The sequence below is a fragment of the Ruminobacter sp. RM87 genome (genome assembly GCF_000701925.1).
In the GTDB taxonomy this organism is placed as follows: domain Bacteria; phylum Pseudomonadota; class Gammaproteobacteria; order Enterobacterales; family Succinivibrionaceae; genus Ruminobacter; species Ruminobacter amylophilus.
The window spans coordinates 35,056-50,672 of record NZ_JNKD01000009.1; the positions used below are offsets into that span (position 1 = coordinate 35,056).

Below are 15,617 nucleotides of genomic sequence, written 5' to 3' on the forward strand. Positions count from 1 at the left end.
AACTTGACAGTGGTGTAAAAAATGAAGGATTACAAAAAGAATTTTATTGAATTAGCTCTTAAGAGAAATGTTTTGCGTTTTGGCAGCTTTACTTTGAAATCAGGAAGAATAAGTCCTTATTTTTTCAATGCCGGTTTGTTCTGCACTGGAGCTGATTTAGCTCAGCTCGGAGAGTATTATGCTGATGCCCTTCATGACAGTGGTGTTGATTTTGATGTTTTATTCGGACCGGCTTACAAAGGAATCCCTATTGTTGCTGCCACCTCTATTGCCTATTCAAGAAAGTATGGCAGTGAAGCTCCTTGGGTGTTTAACAGAAAGGAAGCTAAGGATCATGGTGAAGGTGGCAATCTTGTAGGTTCACCATTAACAGGCAATATTGTACTATTGGATGACGTGATTACTGCAGGTACAGCTATTCGTGAATCTATGCAGATTATTTCTGCGCAAAAGGATGCAAAGCTTGCAGGAGTTTTAATTGCTCTAGACCGTCAGGAAAAAGGTAAAACAGATTTAAGTGCAATTCAGGAAGTTGAAAGAGACTATAATACAAAGGTTTTCTCAATTATTACTTTGTCTGATCTCATTACCTATATTGCTCAGAATGATAATCTTAAGGAACATCTGGCTTCAGTTGAGGAGTATCGCAATACTTACGGCATTTAAATGTCTTGCCGGTTAGAAACGGCTTCATGTTCGAGAAAGGGGACTGACATAAAATCAGTCCCCTTTAGTTTTATATAAACGTAAAATGAATTACTTTTCGTTGATAACCGTAAAGGTTTGGAATGGAATACCAATGCCGGCACTTCTCAGCGCATTATATACTTTTTCATTAGTATCAAAGAAAACTCCCCAGTAATCAGAATTGTTTACCCATACACGACAGGTAAAATCAACTGAAGATGTGTTCAGAGCTCCTACAACCACTGTAATTCCTTTATCTTTTAAGATTCTTTCGTCAGCATTAAATACTGATTCCAAGGTTTCTTTTACTTTTTTAAGGTCAGAACCATATTCAACACCAAATACGAAGTCAACACGTCTGGTATCCATTCTTGAATAGTTCACAATACTACCAGAACTTACTGAACTGTTAGGAATGATAATAACCTTGTTGTCTCCTGTGATTAATGAAGTTGTAAAAATGGTGATCTCTTCAACAACACCCTGATGGCCTGCAACTTCAACAAATTCACCAACCTTGATAGGACGGAAAATCAGTAAAATTACACCAGCAGCAAAGTTTGACAGCGAACCCTGCAAGGACATGGCAACTGCAAAAGAAGCGGCACCGATAATGGCAACGAAAGAAGCTGTCTGTATACCAAGCTGACTTAAACATGCAGTAACAGCAAAGGCTATAACTGCATACTTAAGAATGTTGGAGATAAATTTTGAAATGGTTGGTTCTACTTTTGCTTTGTTCATTACTGAAAAGCATATTTTGGCTACAATTTTTGCCACAAGCCAGCCAATAACAAGAATTAAGATCGCAATGACGATATCAAGGCACACGTTAGTAATGACTTCCTGATGTTCCTGTATATAGCCGATAGGATCACTCCATAACTGTTTAGGAAGAATTTCAGTAACTGGTTTTGCCACATCTGCGGCTTCAGTAGTTGGTTCTGACATATATTTTAGTCCTCATTAAAAACATATAATTATAGAGTTACAGTTGAGTCTGCAACCCGAGTGATAATTTGATTATAAAAAATTTTAATGGATATACAATCCCTTAAAGCAAAAGAAAATAAACACCAATACAATTGATTAGGGGATTATCAATCGTTGTGATTTAATCCATTCATGTAAACAATACAGTGGTTAATAATGTGGTATCCCAACTCTTTTTTGGAGGTGTTAAGATAATTTACAGGATTACTATCTCTGCTATATATAGTAATACTGTTATTTTCACTGTTAAAACCTATTGATTTATCTGAAACGTCATTTGCAATAATCATGTCTGCGTTCTTTGTGCTAAGTTTTTTTAGAGCATTCTCTTCTATATTTTGGGTTTCGGCGGCAAAACCAATTACTAATTTAGGGCGTTTCTGATGATGACCTACAGTTGCCAGAATATCAGGGTTTTTTATCAGATCAACGGTCATTGAATCGGTGTCACTTGTTTTCTTTATTTTTTGGCATGCGATATTTTTACATCTGAAATCTGCAACGGCGGCAGATGATATGAATATATCGCAATCTTCAAGATTGTTTTCAACAGCGTCAAGCATTTCCTGAGCGCTAGTGATTTTTACAGTAGTTATTGACATAGGGGGGGCTAAATTGACCGGACCGCTAATGAGTACTACTTCTGCACCGAGATTTTTAGCTGCATCTGCAATGGCATATCCCATTTTTCCAGAACTGTAGTTTGAAATATATCTGACCGGATCGATGGCTTCTCTGGTAGGTCCGGCGGTAATAACCACCTTTTTCCCTAAAAGAGGTTTCTCGGATAGCAGTTTATTTAAAAAATCAACAATTTGTTCAGGTTCGGCCATTCTTCCTGGACCGGTTGCGCCACATGCCTGAAATCCGATTTCTGGGTTAATGACATTAAAACCATAGTTCACTAACGCTTTCAGATTGTCCTGAGTAATTGGATTTTTCCACATGTTTTCATTCATGGCAGGAGCAACAGTGATTGGACATGTTGCGGCAAGAACTATGGCAGTCAGAAGATCGTTTGCCATGCCTGCTCTCATCCTGGCTAAAGTGTTGGCAGTGGCGGGAGCAACGATAATGGCATCTGCTTTCGTTGCAAGTTCAATATGTTCTATGCCACTGTTACTTTGTGGCGCTAGAGTGTCAGACAAAACAGGATGTCCGCTCAAAGCCTGCATGGTAAGCTCAGTTATGAATGACTTTGCTGCTTCCGTCATTATAACCTGTACATCAGCTCCCTGTTTTTTTAGGGCTCTAACCAAATAGGCTGCCTTGTAGGCCGCAATTCCGCCGGTAATTCCGACAATAATAAATTTATTTTGTAAACTCATGGCATTCATTAAAGCTGTAATTAAAATCTAATGATGTTTTGTACCAACATTTAAGTCAATTATGGAAAATATCCAGAAAAAGTTTTATTTTTTGTTATTTTCACCCTAGTGATTATAATGGAAGTGAAAAAATAATTGTGATTTATATACTATTATTGATTCCTTTGTGTTAGAATATTGCAGTTTTTTAGCTTAAGAGACTGTATTACAGGAATGTATTATTTCTCTTGTGTCTTGAAGCTAAGCCTATCAGGTTCCAGGATCTGAGGGTTTTTTTACGCATTTTAACGATAAATTATTGCAAATTTTGCATAAATATTGTATAAATTCGCAAAATTAAATTTGATTGCACACCTTGAAGTTCTCTTCTGGGTTGTTAAAGTAAGTTATATTTTAAAATTTGGAGTGACGGACAATGTCAAGAGTATGCCAGGTTACGGGGAAGCGTCCAGCAGTGGGTAATAATCGTTCTCATGCTAAGAACGCAACTCGTCGTCGTTTTCTCCCAAATCTTCAGACACACAAGTTTTGGGTTGAATCAGAAAACAGATTTGTAAGATTACGTTTAACTACTAAAGCAATGCGTACCATCGATAAGGTTGGTATTGATCAGGTTTTAGCAGATATGCGTGCTCAGGGTATCGCTGTATAATAGAGGAGTATTAAGATGGCTGCTAAGGGTGGACGCGAAAAGATTCGCTTAAATTCTACTGCTGGTACTGGTCATTTCTATACCACTACCAAGAACAAGCGTACAATGCCGGAAAAGATGGAAATCAAGAAGTTTGATCCGGTTGTTCGTAAGCATGTAATTTATAAGGAAGGCAAGATCAAGTAATCTTGACTGCTTTGTTCTTTTAGTTTAAACCCGGGATTTTTCTCGGGTTTTTTTGTATGTGGTTAATATTGTTATGCCAGAATTACCAGAAGTTGAAGTAACCATGCGTGGAATATCCGGTTTTTTAAAAAATTCGCGGATAACAGACATCAATGTTTATTACCCAAAATTAAGAGAACCTATTTCAGAGAAATTTTCCAGTCTCCATGATCTTAAAGTTTTATCTCTTGCAAGACGGGGAAAATACATAATTATAGAGACAGATCAGGGGACAATTCTGATTCATCTCGGTATGACTGGACATTTACTTGTCTGTGACAGTGATTTACCGATGAAAAAACACGATCATGTTGAGATGGTTCTTAGCAATGGAAAAACGATTAGGTTTAATGATCAGCGAAGATTTGGTTTATTTTTGTGGTTTCCGCTGGGTGAAGATGTATACGGGAGTAAATATCTGGTGAATTTGGGGTATGAACCACTGACTGATGATTTTACACCAGAAGCACTTTATTCTTCTTTGGTTCATCATGGGAGAAAACCTGTAAAACAAGCACTGATGACTAATGAAATAGTGGTTGGTATAGGTAATATATATGCAAGTGAAATCTTATTCAGCTGTAGAATCAATCCACTAACACCAGCAGGTCATGTCACATTAGCAGATTGCGAAAAGATGGTGCCTATTATTAAAACAACATTACTGAATTCAATTGAAAACGGCGGAACAACGATTAGGGATTTCAGTGGTGCAGATGGTAAAAAAGGATATTTTGTTCAGAAGCTGAATGTTTATGGCAAATCTAATGAAAAATGTCCTGTATGCGGATGTTTAATTGAAAGCAGGGTAATAGGCGGACGAAACACGTATTTCTGCAGCAACTGTCAGAGAATAAAGTGATTTTATAAGATATTATCTGTGTTTACCGATAATACAGAAATGACTCTGGTTGGAGTCATGTACGGATGTTATTTAAAGTATGATGATATTTCATCGGGAATGTAAGGTTTGATATCTCCGCCATGTTTATATATTTCTCTCACAAGTGTTGAAGATATATAAGAGTATTTATGGTCTGTAGGCAGCATAACAACTTCAAGATTAGGCAAAAAATCCCTATACATGGCGGTAAGGCTTAATTCATACTCAAAATCAATTGTATTTCTCACTCCTCGTATTAAAAAATCAGCATTAAGTTCCTTTAGAAGATTAGGTAAAAGGCCACTGAAGCCGATTACATTGATTTTCGGGTTATGTATACACTGTTTTACCATTTCAACACGTTGTTCTAAGGTGAATAATGTATGTTTAGACGGGCTTTCACAGACGGCAATGGTGATATTTTCGACCATTTTGGCAGCCCTGTTTAAAATATCAAGATGACCTTTAGTAAAAGGATCAAAGGTTCCTGGAAAAACTGCTAACATTTTTTAACCTAAAGGTGATAATCAATAATAACGTCATTCATGGCCTTTTTAACTTCGGCGGATGTTATAGTCATCATTGCATGCTTATTTCTTACTCTGGTTCTCCATTTCAGATTTGATACATCTGAATGTTCTTTTCTTATTTCTGTATCGTAAACTGAAACGGCATATTTCATAAAATTACAAGGACCTACGCGTGCAGGATTATGGTGTGCATAGATGCCAACAACAGGTACATTAAGTGCATTAGCCATATGAACGGCAGCTGAATCAGGAGAAACGACCATACCTGCATGATGAATAACTCCAAGCATTTCTCTTAGTGAGGTTTTTCCAGACAGATTGATAATCTTATCGATTGTATTTGTACAGCCTTCAATAATCATATCAGCAATGGCTTTTTCCTTTTTGCTTTTTCCTGTACAGATTGCAACCTTTAAACCTTTTGAAATAGCAAAGCGACAGATTTCTATGTAACCGACAATGGTCCAGTTTTTGTAATCCTTGGAACTGCATGGAGACAGGATAACGGTTGATTTATCAATTTTGTATTTGTTAGCCACTGAGTAATCACTGTCAGTTAGATGAAAATCCCATACTGGTTTTTCAGTCGTACATCCGATTTCTTTGGCAAAAGCCATGAAACCATCTATAACATGGGGAGAATCAGGAGATTTTACTTTGATATTTGTAAAAACCTGCTGCATGTCCATGGCTCGTTCTTTGTCAAATCCCATTTTTTTTGGGGTTTTTACAAGTAATGACAGTAAACTAGCCTTAAGTGAACTCTGCATATCCAACAGGCAGTCAAAAGATTGGTTTTTGAGTATGTTTTTTATTCTGAGATACTCTTTTAAACCGCCTTTTTTGTTGTATGTGATTAAATTAATCCCTGGTATGCCACTCATCAAAGAGCTTTCGGTTTTTCCTATTAGCCAAGTGATGTTTGCTTGCGGTTGCTGTTTTTGTATTAACTGTATTGTTGCCAATGCATTAATACAGTCTCCGATGGAGGATAATCTCAAACAGCATATATTCTTTGGTTCAGATATTACAGGCATAACTTAACAATCCACTAATTCACAATAACATGATTATAAAACACATTTTGATTAAAAGTATCTATAAGCTGAGGTTATCTTGAATATTTTTGTGATAACTCATTTATTTGGTATTTTTGATTCTGTAATGAATTTTTAATTTTGATTTTTCAGTGGCACCAGTTGATTTACGATAGTTTTCAAACCAAAAATCACATAAATGTTTGTTAGTTTTGGAGATAATCATTTTACATTGCTATAATTTTGAATGAAGATTTGCATATTTAAAGAATTACGAGTGGTTAGGGTGAATTATGGCTTCAATTAAAGATAAATTTACAGTAAAGAAAAAGGGAATATCAATAATAGCTAACCCTGAATTCATTCCCGAAACAACAGAAGTTGATGAAATAATTAAATATTTTGACATTCAACAATACAAGACTGATGCTAAAGTAATAGATGTTCATTACGGTAGGGGGAAGACCTATTTAATTCAGGATTCGTATAATCGTCGGGTTATTTTCAGACATTATTGGCGCGGTGGTCTTATTGGCAAGGTGCTTGGGGATAAGTTTTTGTCTTTCTTCGGCAGTTCACACAGATCTTTCAGAGAGTATGATCTACTGCAGACTATGAAAAAGATGGGATTACCCGTGCCTAAGCCAATAGCTGCAAAGGAAGAGAAAAGTCTCTTTTTTATCAGAAACGATATAGCCCTGCAGGAAATTCCAGGTACTAAAAATTTAGGTGAAATTCTTGCGGATCGTCGACTTACCGATGTCGAGATAGTTAAAATCGGGGATGCTATCGGAAGATTATTTAAGGCTGGCATTTATCACAGTGACCTGAATATTACCAATATACTGTTTGACGGTGCTGATAATGTCTGGATTGTTGATTTTGATAAGTGTGTTCAGCGAACCATCAGTAAAAAGCAGTATCACGAGATGGTAAACAGACTTAAAAGGTCTTTTGATAAATTTAAGGAAAATCGTAATAATTTCCATTGGTCTGAGTATGACTTTACCAAGCTGTTACCAGCGATAAAAAGCTCATATGAAAAGAATTACTAGAGGATTCTTGAATGAGATTCATAAGCGGAAAAGATTTCTTTTCCGCTGTTTTATTTTGATGTGATAGTTACTTGCTACTTTCCACATTCTTCAAGAAGGTTTAAGGTTTTATCAATTGCTCCTCTGTTGCTGTTTAAAACATTCTGGGCATTTCTTTTAAGCTTTTCTATGTCTTGTTCGTTATTAAGCAGTGTTTCTATAATATGGGGAAGTTCACTGTTTTCAGCTACAATGCTGGCCTGATTATTAACGAGGTCATGAAAAATTTTTTTGAAATTTCGAACATGCGGGCCACTGATAACCGGTGTATTTACTGCTATAGCCTCCAGGGGATTGTGTCCTCCTATGTCAACCAGACTTCCTGCCATAAGTACCAGTGTTGAAGCACTCAGATATATAGGCATTTCTCCCATGGTGTTTCCTATAATAACGTCTGTGTTCTGACTGATTTCAGGATCTGTTTTTCTAGCGGTATTAAACCCTGCTGCTTTCGCTAGGTTAAATACTGATTCAAAGCGTTCCGGGTGCCGAGGTATAAGCAGAAGCAGAAGGTTTGGAATGGAATTTTTTACCTCTTTGAATATATCCAGGGCAATTTCATCCTCTCCCTGATGGGTGCTGGCAACACAAAGAATCTTTTTTTCTGGAAACAGTTTTTTAAATTTTTTACCTAACGCAATTTTTTCTGGATTGACATCAATATCAAATTTCAAAGAACCAGAAATGCTAAGTTTATTCGGCGGAATCCCAAGTTTCTCGAAATTGTTTCTGTCATCAACAGTTTGGCAGATAAGCATTTTAAGTTTATCGCCTATAAGAGTATTGAACGTGCTTTTCAGCATGGCGTACCTTGAGGCACTTCTTTCCGAAAGTCTAGCATTAATCAGGTAAACCGGAACATCCTGTGATTCCAGCTCCTGCAGAAGATTTGGCCACAGTTCTGTTTCCATAATGATTAAGGCAGAAGGCTTTAATTTTTCTGTAAATTTTTTAACTGCAATCGGGGAGTCAAGAGGAGCATAATGATGTTCAACGTAAGAAAGGTTCTTATATAGAGCCGCTCCGGTTGGTGTTGATGTTGTAACTACAATGTGTTTATCAGGCCATCTTTCATGAAATTTTTTTATTAGTGGAAGAGCGCCCATTGTTTCCCCCACACTTACAGTGTGAAACCACACAGGAGAATGATAATCTTTTTCTGGAATATTCCCCAAAAGTTCGTTTATTCGTTCTCCGTAGGCATTACCTTTGGCTGAAAACCGGATTTTCTGGTATATGACTGGTGCAAGAACAGCCGTGACTACTTTATAAATGAGGCTGAGGATCATTTTATATCCTCCCATTTGCTGCAGATTTTATTCCATACCATTTCAGCTGTCAGTTTCTTGAGACAGTCTGTGGTGCCATACCGGCATTGACGCTTGAAGCAGGGGTGACATGGTTCTGTTGATTCAACGAGCAGTGCATTTGTCGTTGTTGGTGGGGTATAAAGAGTGCTGGTTGAACCGAAAATAGCAATAACTCTTACTCCTACCGCCGCACTTATGTGCATAAGTCCGGAATCATTGCAGATTACAAATTTACATGCGGCAAGCAGGTCTATTGCTTCCTCGATAGTTGTCCGACCGGCAAGAATATGAACTCTCTTCTGATAATCAGGGGATACTGATTTTTTAAGTTTTTCAGCAGTTTCAACATCTTTATTCGAACCGAATATCCATACTTCTCTGCCACTGTCTGATGATAAATACTTATCAGTAATTATTGCATAATATTCAGGAGGCCATTTTTTGGTAGGACCAAATTCTGCTCCAGGACATATCCCAAGTACATCAGCCTGAATATTTATCGAGAATTTTGATGAGGCAGTGGAAGTGTCAGATTCATGAACCGTAAGTTTAGGAGTTGGGATTTCCTTTAAATCTTTTTCGGATTTTATTTCTGAATTTGAATGTGCAAGGGACGTGTATCTGGATATGAGTTTCGGAAAATCTTTTTTGTTTCTGCGATAATCGGTAAGAATAAAATAACGTGATTCACCGATCCATCCTCGACGATAAGGAATCCCGGCAAAAAGCGGAATTAAGGCGCTTTTAAATGAATTTGGAAGAATATATGCCTGATCATAATGATTGGCTTTTAATTCCTTTCCTAATCTGTATCTTTCTTTAAGATTGAAAACACCGTGTCCTATGGGCATTAAAATGGCATTAGATACTTCAGGCATTCTTTTAAGAACATCCAGACACCATTTAGGAGCCATAACATCAATTATAGAATCAGGATAAATTTTCTTTAATTCCATGTACAGACACTGTGACATGACCAGGTCACCGATCCATGAAGGTGCTATAACCAAAATGCGCATAAAAAATCCTTATTATTCTGAATATACATTTGATATTATAAGACAAATCTGTATTAAACCCATGTTGTTTTGTCTCGGTTAGGTGGTTTTTAATGAGGAATCTAAAATATCCGTTGGTAACATATTCAGTGGTTGTTACATGTGTTGTTGTTTATCTGTTGCAGTTGATTTCTCATAACAAAATTGATTACAGCCTTTTTTTCATACCTGAACGAATAATTGATAATTTCGAAGTATGGAGATTGTTTACTCCCGCGATTATGCATTTTGGGGTAATGCACATTCTTTTTAATGTGATGATTTTTAATTTTTTCGGTAGTATGATTGAGAGGGATTACGGCCCCTCTAAGTTATTGCTGATGTTTTTCGGATTTTCAGCAGTATCAGACTTTTTTCAATATCTGTTTACTCAAAATTATTTATTTGGCGGGTTGTCCGGTGTTGTTTCCGGTGTTGTCGGTTACAGCATGATAATTTCAGTTATCCCGGGAGTGGATTCAAGATTCAAAATGGCCGTTGGTTTATGTCTGATTAATATCGTTTTTAACATCTATGAATATTTTGCTCAGAGTCATGTCGCTTTTGCGGCACATGCAACTGGACTGATAGCCGGAATTGCATGGGGTGTTTTCGAATATAATCTTATTATGCACAGAATGGGCAGAAAATTTTCGGCAAAAGATATAGTAAACGGGATTATCAATACTTTGCGCAACAGATAACAGTCGTTATTTTACGGTGTATCTGAGATTGGATGGCAACAGAGGTCCCACTGCATTTACCAGCTTCTGCAGTTTGGCTATATTTTTCTTTATGGTGCCAGGAATTATTTTTTTCTTCTTAGAAGCAGATTTTTCCACGGTGTCTGAACCAACGGTGTTTTCTGCATTTTCTTCAGCGATAAATATGTACTGATGTCTGATAAATGTTTCACTCATAACCCTGAAGGTAATAGGATCGGAGAATTCAGGGGAATTGTCTGTAATTTCTACAGGAAGTTCCTTACTCTTCTGGACACATCTGTCAATAAAGTCTTTTATTGTTATGGTATTATCCTTTTCAGCGCTGATAATTCTTACTGCCAACAGGTATCTAATCAGATTGAGGTATATACAGCTGCTTAGAATTCCCATTAAATCAGAATACTTCTTATTGATAAAATACATGTCATCTTCTGTTCTTATGTATTCAGCAAGTTTGAATGATTTGAGGTAATCTGAAATTGTCTGATCAAGAATATCTTCGGATATAGGTGAAAAGAGCTCATGTCTCAGGAAATAAAACACATTTCTGGTATGTACGATAATATCCTTGTAACAGATCTTTTTGTGTACCATGACGATGGTGGCTATCAATGCCGGCAGAACAAAGAAATGCTGTATATTATTTCTGAAGTATGTGAGGTAAATTATCTGCTTAGGATTTGGTTTTGCGTATTTTTCCCCATCAATTTTTTCTATGTGGAAAGGATGCAGCTCCATGGCCTGATGTAGCAGAATTTGCCCAGGAGTTTCCGGAATAATGTCCTGTTTGATTGCAGAACTGCTTTTGAGTACCTGAAGGTAGAAGTTAACCACTTCATGAAGTTTTCTGATGCTCAATGTATGTTTGTGTGCTGACAGGATGGCCAGAGCACTTAAATTCAAACCATTGATTGCGGCGGAAGCATTAAGATTGATAATAATCTGATCAGAAAGCTGGTTAACAGTGTCAAACAGCCACGAAGGCTTGGAGTTTGCAGTAATTCCAAGAGAATCCTGCTTCCATGTTGGAGCGTTCTGGTCAAGAAAATCATTTATGGTAACCGGATCACCAAAGCTTATGTATCCTCGTCCATAGTACTTGAATCTTTTATAGATGTTAAAAAGCTGCCAGAAACTTTCTTTTTCCTTTTGTTTTGTTCCTGTTAATTCATCCATGTAAGAATTAACTTCCAATACTTTTTCATATCCCAGATATATCGGAACAAAGGTGATAGGCTTGTTTGGGCTAATAAGCTGATTTTGAACAGCCATGGAAACAAGACCTGTGCGTGGAGGCAGGGTACGTCCGGTTCTGGATCGTCCACCCTCAATGAAAAATTCAATGCTGTATCCTTTTGCACACAATGTGTGTATATATTCTCTGAATACGGCAGTATAAAGTTTGTCGCCCTTGAATTTGCGACGCATAAAGAAAGCACCGCAGGCACGCAGATATCTGTTTATTGGGAAGAAGTTCAGGTTGTTTCCTGCAACTACATGGGGAACAACAAGACATTCATTGAAGAGAGCATAAAAGAGTAACAGATAGTCCATGTGGCTTCGATGACAAGGAACATATATTATTTCATGCTCTTTTCTGATTAGATCATGAACCTGCGCAGCACCTTTAATGGTTATACCCTGATAAAGTTTATTCCAGACCAGATGAAGCAGAATGGACGTAAAACGCAGAGATGAGTATGAGATGTCAGCAAGTATTTCATCAAGCATGGCATAAGCATCAGACTCTATCTCAGAGTAGTTTTTGCCCGTTTCAGTACTTATCTGCTTTATTGTTTCTTTAATATTATCGCTTTGAAGAAGTTCTTGTATAAGATACTGTCTGTTAGGTAGTCTAGGCCCGATAAATTCAAGATGTTTATTCTCAAAGTCTGCTCTGGTATGGCTAGCAAGCTGATGAATAATTTTATCGTCAGAGTATTTACTAATCATCTTGCTGAGGCTGATTGGTTCGGACAGAACTGTAAGGTTGTCTAGCCCAAGAAATAGAACTCTCAGAAACTTTCTAACGATACTGCGGGGGCGATTTATCGGATCCTTATACGGTTCACCTACGTGACCGGGATTTCTTCCCCAAAAGATGCTTACCGGAATGATCTGCAGATCTTCTCCAGTCTTTCTGGTATAAAGGATCCATTCTCTGAATGTTTTTTCAAAGTTGTAATCCTTTGCCTTACCTGAAAAAATCCAGTTAACCTTTTTCATGTATGTCGTTCTTGGAATCTTGTGTCCGTCAAGTTCGATATATGAAAATGGATTTGGCAGCCGCTGGGCTCTTGTTAATTTTTCAAGAGTAAGCATATCACTGATGGAATTAGACTGCATTACGTAGCATACACGTTTATTATCATCAAGTTTTATGCTTGATTTCAGGTTTTCTTTTTTGTAGTGGCAGGCTCCCAGAATTTTTACGGGAATATAGAATACTGCTCTAAGTATATCTTCTTTAAGCATTCTGTCCTCCCGTAAAACTTAGTACATCACCATAATTTAATTTTACTAACGATTATAAAATTTTAATGTGATTTAAATGAAAAAAGTTATTATGTTGCAATCTTTTAAGTTATTATAAACTCAATGGGTAGATGAGGAATGCTAATTCTTGGCATACCGCAATCTGTTTATTACGAAGTAAATGATGAAGGAAGGTCAGCGGGTTGTTATGGTAACAGAGGATTCAAAATATGCTCGTCTGGTTGTAATGGCGTCGCTTAGTTCAATTATGATGGCACTTCTGCTGGTAATAGCAAAGATGCTGGTATGGTTCTTTTCAAATTCCATAACAATACTTGCATCCATGACTGATTCCATGATGGATTTGGTTACGTCCGTGATTAACTATATTGCAGTCAGATTTGCCATTAAACCCCCTGATGAAGACCATAATTACGGACATGCCAAGATTGAGGCCTTAGCCGGACTGGCTCAGTGTGCTTTTATATCCGCGTCTGCAATATTTCTTTTGGTTAGCAGTATAAACAGGTATTTTAATCCGGTTCAGTTGACGAATATAGATCTGGGAATATATGTTACGGTTTTATCTCTTATTCTTACCCTTTTTGTTGTAGTTTTTCAGACGTACGTCATTAAAAAAACCGATAGTCAGATTATAGCTGCTGATCGTCTGCACTGTCAGAGTGATCTTTATTCAAATCTGGCTATAATCGTGTCTCTGCTCATCTGTTCGACAGGATACGAAATAGCGGATGTTATTTTCGCTTTGTTAATTACGGTGTACATTGCTCATGGTGTTTATGGTATAGGTGTCAGATCTCTTAATGTGCTGTTGGATAAAAAGATTTCAAATCATCTGATAAACGACATTACCTCAATAATGTTGGCTACCCCTGGTGTGCTTGGACTTCATGAAATGCGTACAAGAAGAGTAGGTAACTATATCTATATTCAGGTTCACATGTGTATAGATCGGAATATTTCTCTTGAAGAGGCTCATGCTATTGCCTCCACTGCTCAAAAAGCTGTATTATGCAAATATTCACAGGCTGATATACTGATACACATGGATCCTGTTAATAAAACAGATTTAAGTGACTAACATAAAGGTTGTAAACAGTGATTATAGAACAAATCTGGGATGCTATTAGGACAGAGGCTACGGCAATGATGGTTAAGGAACCGATGCTTGGTAGCTTTTTTCTGCAGGCCATAATCAACCAGAAAAGCTTTGCTGATGCTTTAAGTTTTCAGTTATCAAACAGACTTAGTTCTTCCGTTATGCCTGCAATTGTGCTGAGAGAAATTTTCGATGAGGCCTTTGCCAGTGATGGAGAGATAATAAAAGCGGCAGCAATAGATCTGGAAGCTGTAAAAGAGAGGGATCCTGCCGTCCTGTACTATACAACACCTATATTGTACCTTAAGGGCTATCAGGCTATTCAGGCGTATAGAATATCGCACTGGCTCTGGGTTAATCAGCGTCATGAAATTGCTTATTTCCTGCAGAACATTATATCTGTTACATTTGGAGTTGATATTCATCCTGCCGCCAAGATGGGGGCAGGCATAATGTTTGACCATGCTACTGGTATAGTCATTGGTGAAACAGCTGTGGTTGGTGATGATGTTTCGTTTTTGCATAACGTTACTTTAGGCGGTACCGGACACGAGCATGGAGATCGTCACCCAAAAATATGCAGTGGGGTAATGATTGGTGCAGGGGCCAGCATTCTCGGTAATATCATAGTAGGTACTGGAGCAAAAATCGGAGCCGGCAGTGTTGTACTGCATGATGTGGAGGCTCATACGACTGTAGCCGGGGTTCCGGCAAAGGTTGTCGGTAAATGTTCCTGTGACAAGCCTAGTGCTGATATGGATCAGCGCATCTAATGTAGGGAGATTGATTCTATGTATCTCAGTACTTCAAAAATCTGTTCTGTTTACGGTGATTCTGTTGATGTTATGGAACCTTTGTTTCAGTCTTATGGCGGAAGAAAGGAATTCTATGGACAGGTTGTGACCATTAAGTGTTTTGAGCAGGTGGGGGTAATCCTTGATACGTTGCGTCAGGATGGAGCTGGAAAGGTTCTTATCATTGATGCAGGTGGTTCCCTGAGAAAAGCCGTATTATCTGAAGACATAGTTTCGCTTGCCACTCATAATGCCTGGGAAGGTATTATCTGCTATGGTGCGGTATGTGATGTGAAAGAACTGGCAGATTTTGATATTGGTATCAAGGCTGTCGGGGCTTTTCCCGTCATTGCTGAAGAGAATGATCAGGGAGAACAGGATTGTCCTGTGAATTTTGCAGGTGCAACCATTTATTCCGGTGATTATGTGTACGCTGATGAAACTGGCATTGTGTTGAGTCAGGAGCCGCTTGATCTGAATAGTTAAGAATTACTTGTCAGGACGGATCATTCCTATTGAGCTGGCAATTCTTTTTTGCCAGCTTCCTAGATTTTCCTTAAGAGTAGAATTTTCCTTGCTGAGTTTTGCTATTTCATTTTGAGCAGTAACTAATTGATTTTCCTTTTCTCTCAGTTTGTTGTTGCATATTTCCTGATATTGGCTGATTTTATCTTTGAGATTATCAAGTCTTTGAATAAGATCATTCTGCTGAGAAAAATCGCTCATA

General features: G+C 37.6%; 17 protein-coding genes. 9 read left to right on the forward strand and 8 right to left on the reverse strand.

Translation table 11 applies throughout. The features are described from left to right. Positions 1–21: 21 nt before the first annotated feature. Positions 22–666 (forward strand): orotate phosphoribosyltransferase, encoded by a 645-nt coding sequence (pyrE, locus tag T489_RS0103825; protein ID WP_031578723.1) that lies wholly within the window; start codon positions 22–24, stop codon positions 664–666. Positions 667–756: 90 nt separating this feature from the next. Here the strand turns inward: pyrE and T489_RS0103830 are convergent, their stop codons facing one another. Further along, positions 757–1,638: a mechanosensitive ion channel family protein gene (locus tag T489_RS0103830; protein WP_051621764.1), complete on the reverse strand. Its 882-nt coding sequence runs from the start codon at positions 1,636–1,638 to the stop codon at positions 757–759. A gap of 149 nt (positions 1,639–1,787) precedes the next feature. Beyond that, positions 1,788–3,008, reverse strand: a complete 1,221-nt coding sequence (gene coaBC, locus T489_RS0103835) for a bifunctional phosphopantothenoylcysteine decarboxylase/phosphopantothenate--cysteine ligase CoaBC (RefSeq protein WP_031578725.1) — start codon at positions 3,006–3,008, stop codon at positions 1,788–1,790. A gap of 415 nt (positions 3,009–3,423) precedes the next feature. Here coaBC and rpmB point away from each other — a divergent pair, with 415 nt between their 5' ends. The 3 genes from rpmB to mutM all read left to right on the forward strand — a co-directional run bounded on the left by rpmB (position 3,424) and on the right by mutM (position 4,747). Next, complete coding sequence (rpmB, locus tag T489_RS0103840; RefSeq protein ID WP_031578726.1) at positions 3,424–3,660, forward strand: 50S ribosomal protein L28; 237 nt, start codon at positions 3,424–3,426, stop codon at positions 3,658–3,660. Between the two features lie 15 nt (positions 3,661–3,675). Further along, positions 3,676–3,846: a 50S ribosomal protein L33 gene (gene rpmG, locus T489_RS0103845; protein ID WP_031578727.1), complete on the forward strand. Its 171-nt coding sequence runs from the start codon at positions 3,676–3,678 to the stop codon at positions 3,844–3,846. Between the two features lie 73 nt (positions 3,847–3,919). Next, complete coding sequence (gene mutM / locus T489_RS0103850) at positions 3,920–4,747, forward strand: bifunctional DNA-formamidopyrimidine glycosylase/DNA-(apurinic or apyrimidinic site) lyase (RefSeq protein ID WP_031578728.1); 828 nt, start codon at positions 3,920–3,922, stop codon at positions 4,745–4,747. 68 nt (positions 4,748–4,815) lie between these two features. Here the strand turns inward: mutM and coaD are convergent, their stop codons facing one another. Next, entirely contained in the window at positions 4,816–5,274 is a 459-nt protein-coding gene (gene coaD, locus T489_RS0103855; RefSeq protein ID WP_031578729.1) for a pantetheine-phosphate adenylyltransferase, read from the reverse strand. Positions 5,275–5,282: 8 nt separating this feature from the next. After that, positions 5,283–6,182, reverse strand: coding sequence for a glycosyltransferase family 9 protein (locus tag T489_RS0103860; RefSeq protein WP_198020411.1), 900 nt, complete (start codon positions 6,180–6,182; stop codon positions 5,283–5,285). A 446-nt stretch (positions 6,183–6,628) separates the two neighbouring features. Between T489_RS0103860 and T489_RS0103865 the strand changes: the two genes are divergently transcribed. Continuing rightward, positions 6,629–7,390, forward strand: a complete 762-nt coding sequence (locus T489_RS0103865; protein WP_051621765.1) for a 3-deoxy-D-manno-octulosonic acid kinase — start codon at positions 6,629–6,631, stop codon at positions 7,388–7,390. Between the two features lie 74 nt (positions 7,391–7,464). Here T489_RS0103865 and T489_RS0103870 read toward each other — a convergent pair whose 3' ends face one another. After that, positions 7,465–8,733 carry a 3-deoxy-D-manno-octulosonic acid transferase gene (locus T489_RS0103870; RefSeq protein ID WP_084155392.1) on the reverse strand — a complete coding sequence of 423 codons (1,269 nt, stop codon included), beginning with the start codon at positions 8,731–8,733 and terminating at the stop codon, positions 7,465–7,467. Further along, positions 8,715–9,758, reverse strand: a complete 1,044-nt coding sequence (gene waaF / locus T489_RS0103875) for a lipopolysaccharide heptosyltransferase II (RefSeq protein WP_031578733.1) — start codon at positions 9,756–9,758, stop codon at positions 8,715–8,717. The genes T489_RS0103870 and waaF overlap by 19 nt, the downstream gene beginning before the upstream one ends. A 92-nt stretch (positions 9,759–9,850) precedes the next feature. On the opposite strand from waaF, the gene T489_RS14100 reads away from it, so the two are divergent. After that, positions 9,851–10,480 (forward strand): rhomboid family intramembrane serine protease, encoded by a 630-nt coding sequence (locus T489_RS14100; RefSeq protein WP_051621766.1) that lies wholly within the window; start codon positions 9,851–9,853, stop codon positions 10,478–10,480. 6 nt (positions 10,481–10,486) lie between these two features. Here the strand turns inward: T489_RS14100 and plsB are convergent, their stop codons facing one another. Beyond that, complete coding sequence (gene plsB / locus T489_RS0103885; protein WP_031578735.1) at positions 10,487–12,976, reverse strand: glycerol-3-phosphate 1-O-acyltransferase PlsB; 2,490 nt, start codon at positions 12,974–12,976, stop codon at positions 10,487–10,489. Between the two features lie 181 nt (positions 12,977–13,157). Here plsB and T489_RS0103890 point away from each other — a divergent pair, with 181 nt between their 5' ends. Genes T489_RS0103890 through rraA form a run of 3 tightly spaced genes read left to right on the forward strand, consistent with a single transcriptional unit; the run spans position 13,158 to position 15,376 of the window. Beyond that, positions 13,158–14,078 (forward strand): cation diffusion facilitator family transporter, encoded by a 921-nt coding sequence (locus T489_RS0103890; protein ID WP_051621767.1) that lies wholly within the window; start codon positions 13,158–13,160, stop codon positions 14,076–14,078. 17 nt (positions 14,079–14,095) lie between these two features. Beyond that, a complete protein-coding gene (cysE, locus tag T489_RS0103895; RefSeq protein WP_031578737.1) occupies positions 14,096–14,869 on the forward strand; it encodes a serine O-acetyltransferase in 774 nt (257 codons plus the stop codon). A gap of 18 nt (positions 14,870–14,887) precedes the next feature. Then, positions 14,888–15,376 (forward strand): ribonuclease E activity regulator RraA, encoded by a 489-nt coding sequence (rraA, locus tag T489_RS0103900; protein ID WP_031578738.1) that lies wholly within the window; start codon positions 14,888–14,890, stop codon positions 15,374–15,376. A 3-nt stretch (positions 15,377–15,379) separates the two neighbouring features. Here rraA and T489_RS0103905 read toward each other — a convergent pair whose 3' ends face one another. Continuing rightward, positions 15,380–15,616 (reverse strand): hypothetical protein, encoded by a 237-nt coding sequence (locus tag T489_RS0103905; protein ID WP_031578739.1) that lies wholly within the window; start codon positions 15,614–15,616, stop codon positions 15,380–15,382. Position 15,617 lies beyond the last annotated feature (1 nt).

Excerpts from the sequence above, each read along its gene's own strand:
- pyrE (WP_031578723.1), top strand. The coding sequence starts at position 22 with ATGAAGGATTACAAAAAGAATTTTATTGAATTAGCTCTTAAGAGAAAT.
- T489_RS0103830 (WP_051621764.1), bottom strand. The coding sequence starts at position 1,638 with ATGTCAGAACCAACTACTGAAGCCGCAGATGTGGCAAAACCAGTTACT.
- coaBC (WP_031578725.1), bottom strand. The coding sequence starts at position 3,008 with ATGAGTTTACAAAATAAATTTATTATTGTCGGAATTACCGGCGGAATT.
- rpmB (WP_031578726.1), top strand. The coding sequence starts at position 3,424 with ATGTCAAGAGTATGCCAGGTTACGGGGAAGCGTCCAGCAGTGGGTAAT.
- rpmG (WP_031578727.1), top strand. The coding sequence starts at position 3,676 with ATGGCTGCTAAGGGTGGACGCGAAAAGATTCGCTTAAATTCTACTGCT.
- mutM (WP_031578728.1), top strand. The coding sequence starts at position 3,920 with ATGCCAGAATTACCAGAAGTTGAAGTAACCATGCGTGGAATATCCGGT.
- coaD (WP_031578729.1), bottom strand. The coding sequence starts at position 5,274 with ATGTTAGCAGTTTTTCCAGGAACCTTTGATCCTTTTACTAAAGGTCAT.
- T489_RS0103860 (WP_198020411.1), bottom strand. The coding sequence starts at position 6,182 with ATGAGTGGCATACCAGGGATTAATTTAATCACATACAACAAAAAAGGC.
- T489_RS0103865 (WP_051621765.1), top strand. The coding sequence starts at position 6,629 with ATGGCTTCAATTAAAGATAAATTTACAGTAAAGAAAAAGGGAATATCA.
- T489_RS0103870 (WP_084155392.1), bottom strand. The coding sequence starts at position 8,733 with ATGGGAGGATATAAAATGATCCTCAGCCTCATTTATAAAGTAGTCACG.
- waaF (WP_031578733.1), bottom strand. The coding sequence starts at position 9,758 with ATGCGCATTTTGGTTATAGCACCTTCATGGATCGGTGACCTGGTCATG.
- T489_RS14100 (WP_051621766.1), top strand. The coding sequence starts at position 9,851 with ATGAGGAATCTAAAATATCCGTTGGTAACATATTCAGTGGTTGTTACA.
- plsB (WP_031578735.1), bottom strand. The coding sequence starts at position 12,976 with ATGCTTAAAGAAGATATACTTAGAGCAGTATTCTATATTCCCGTAAAA.
- T489_RS0103890 (WP_051621767.1), top strand. The coding sequence starts at position 13,158 with ATGATGAAGGAAGGTCAGCGGGTTGTTATGGTAACAGAGGATTCAAAA.
- rraA (WP_031578738.1), top strand. The coding sequence starts at position 14,888 with ATGTATCTCAGTACTTCAAAAATCTGTTCTGTTTACGGTGATTCTGTT.
- T489_RS0103905 (WP_031578739.1), bottom strand. The coding sequence starts at position 15,616 with ATGAGCGATTTTTCTCAGCAGAATGATCTTATTCAAAGACTTGATAAT.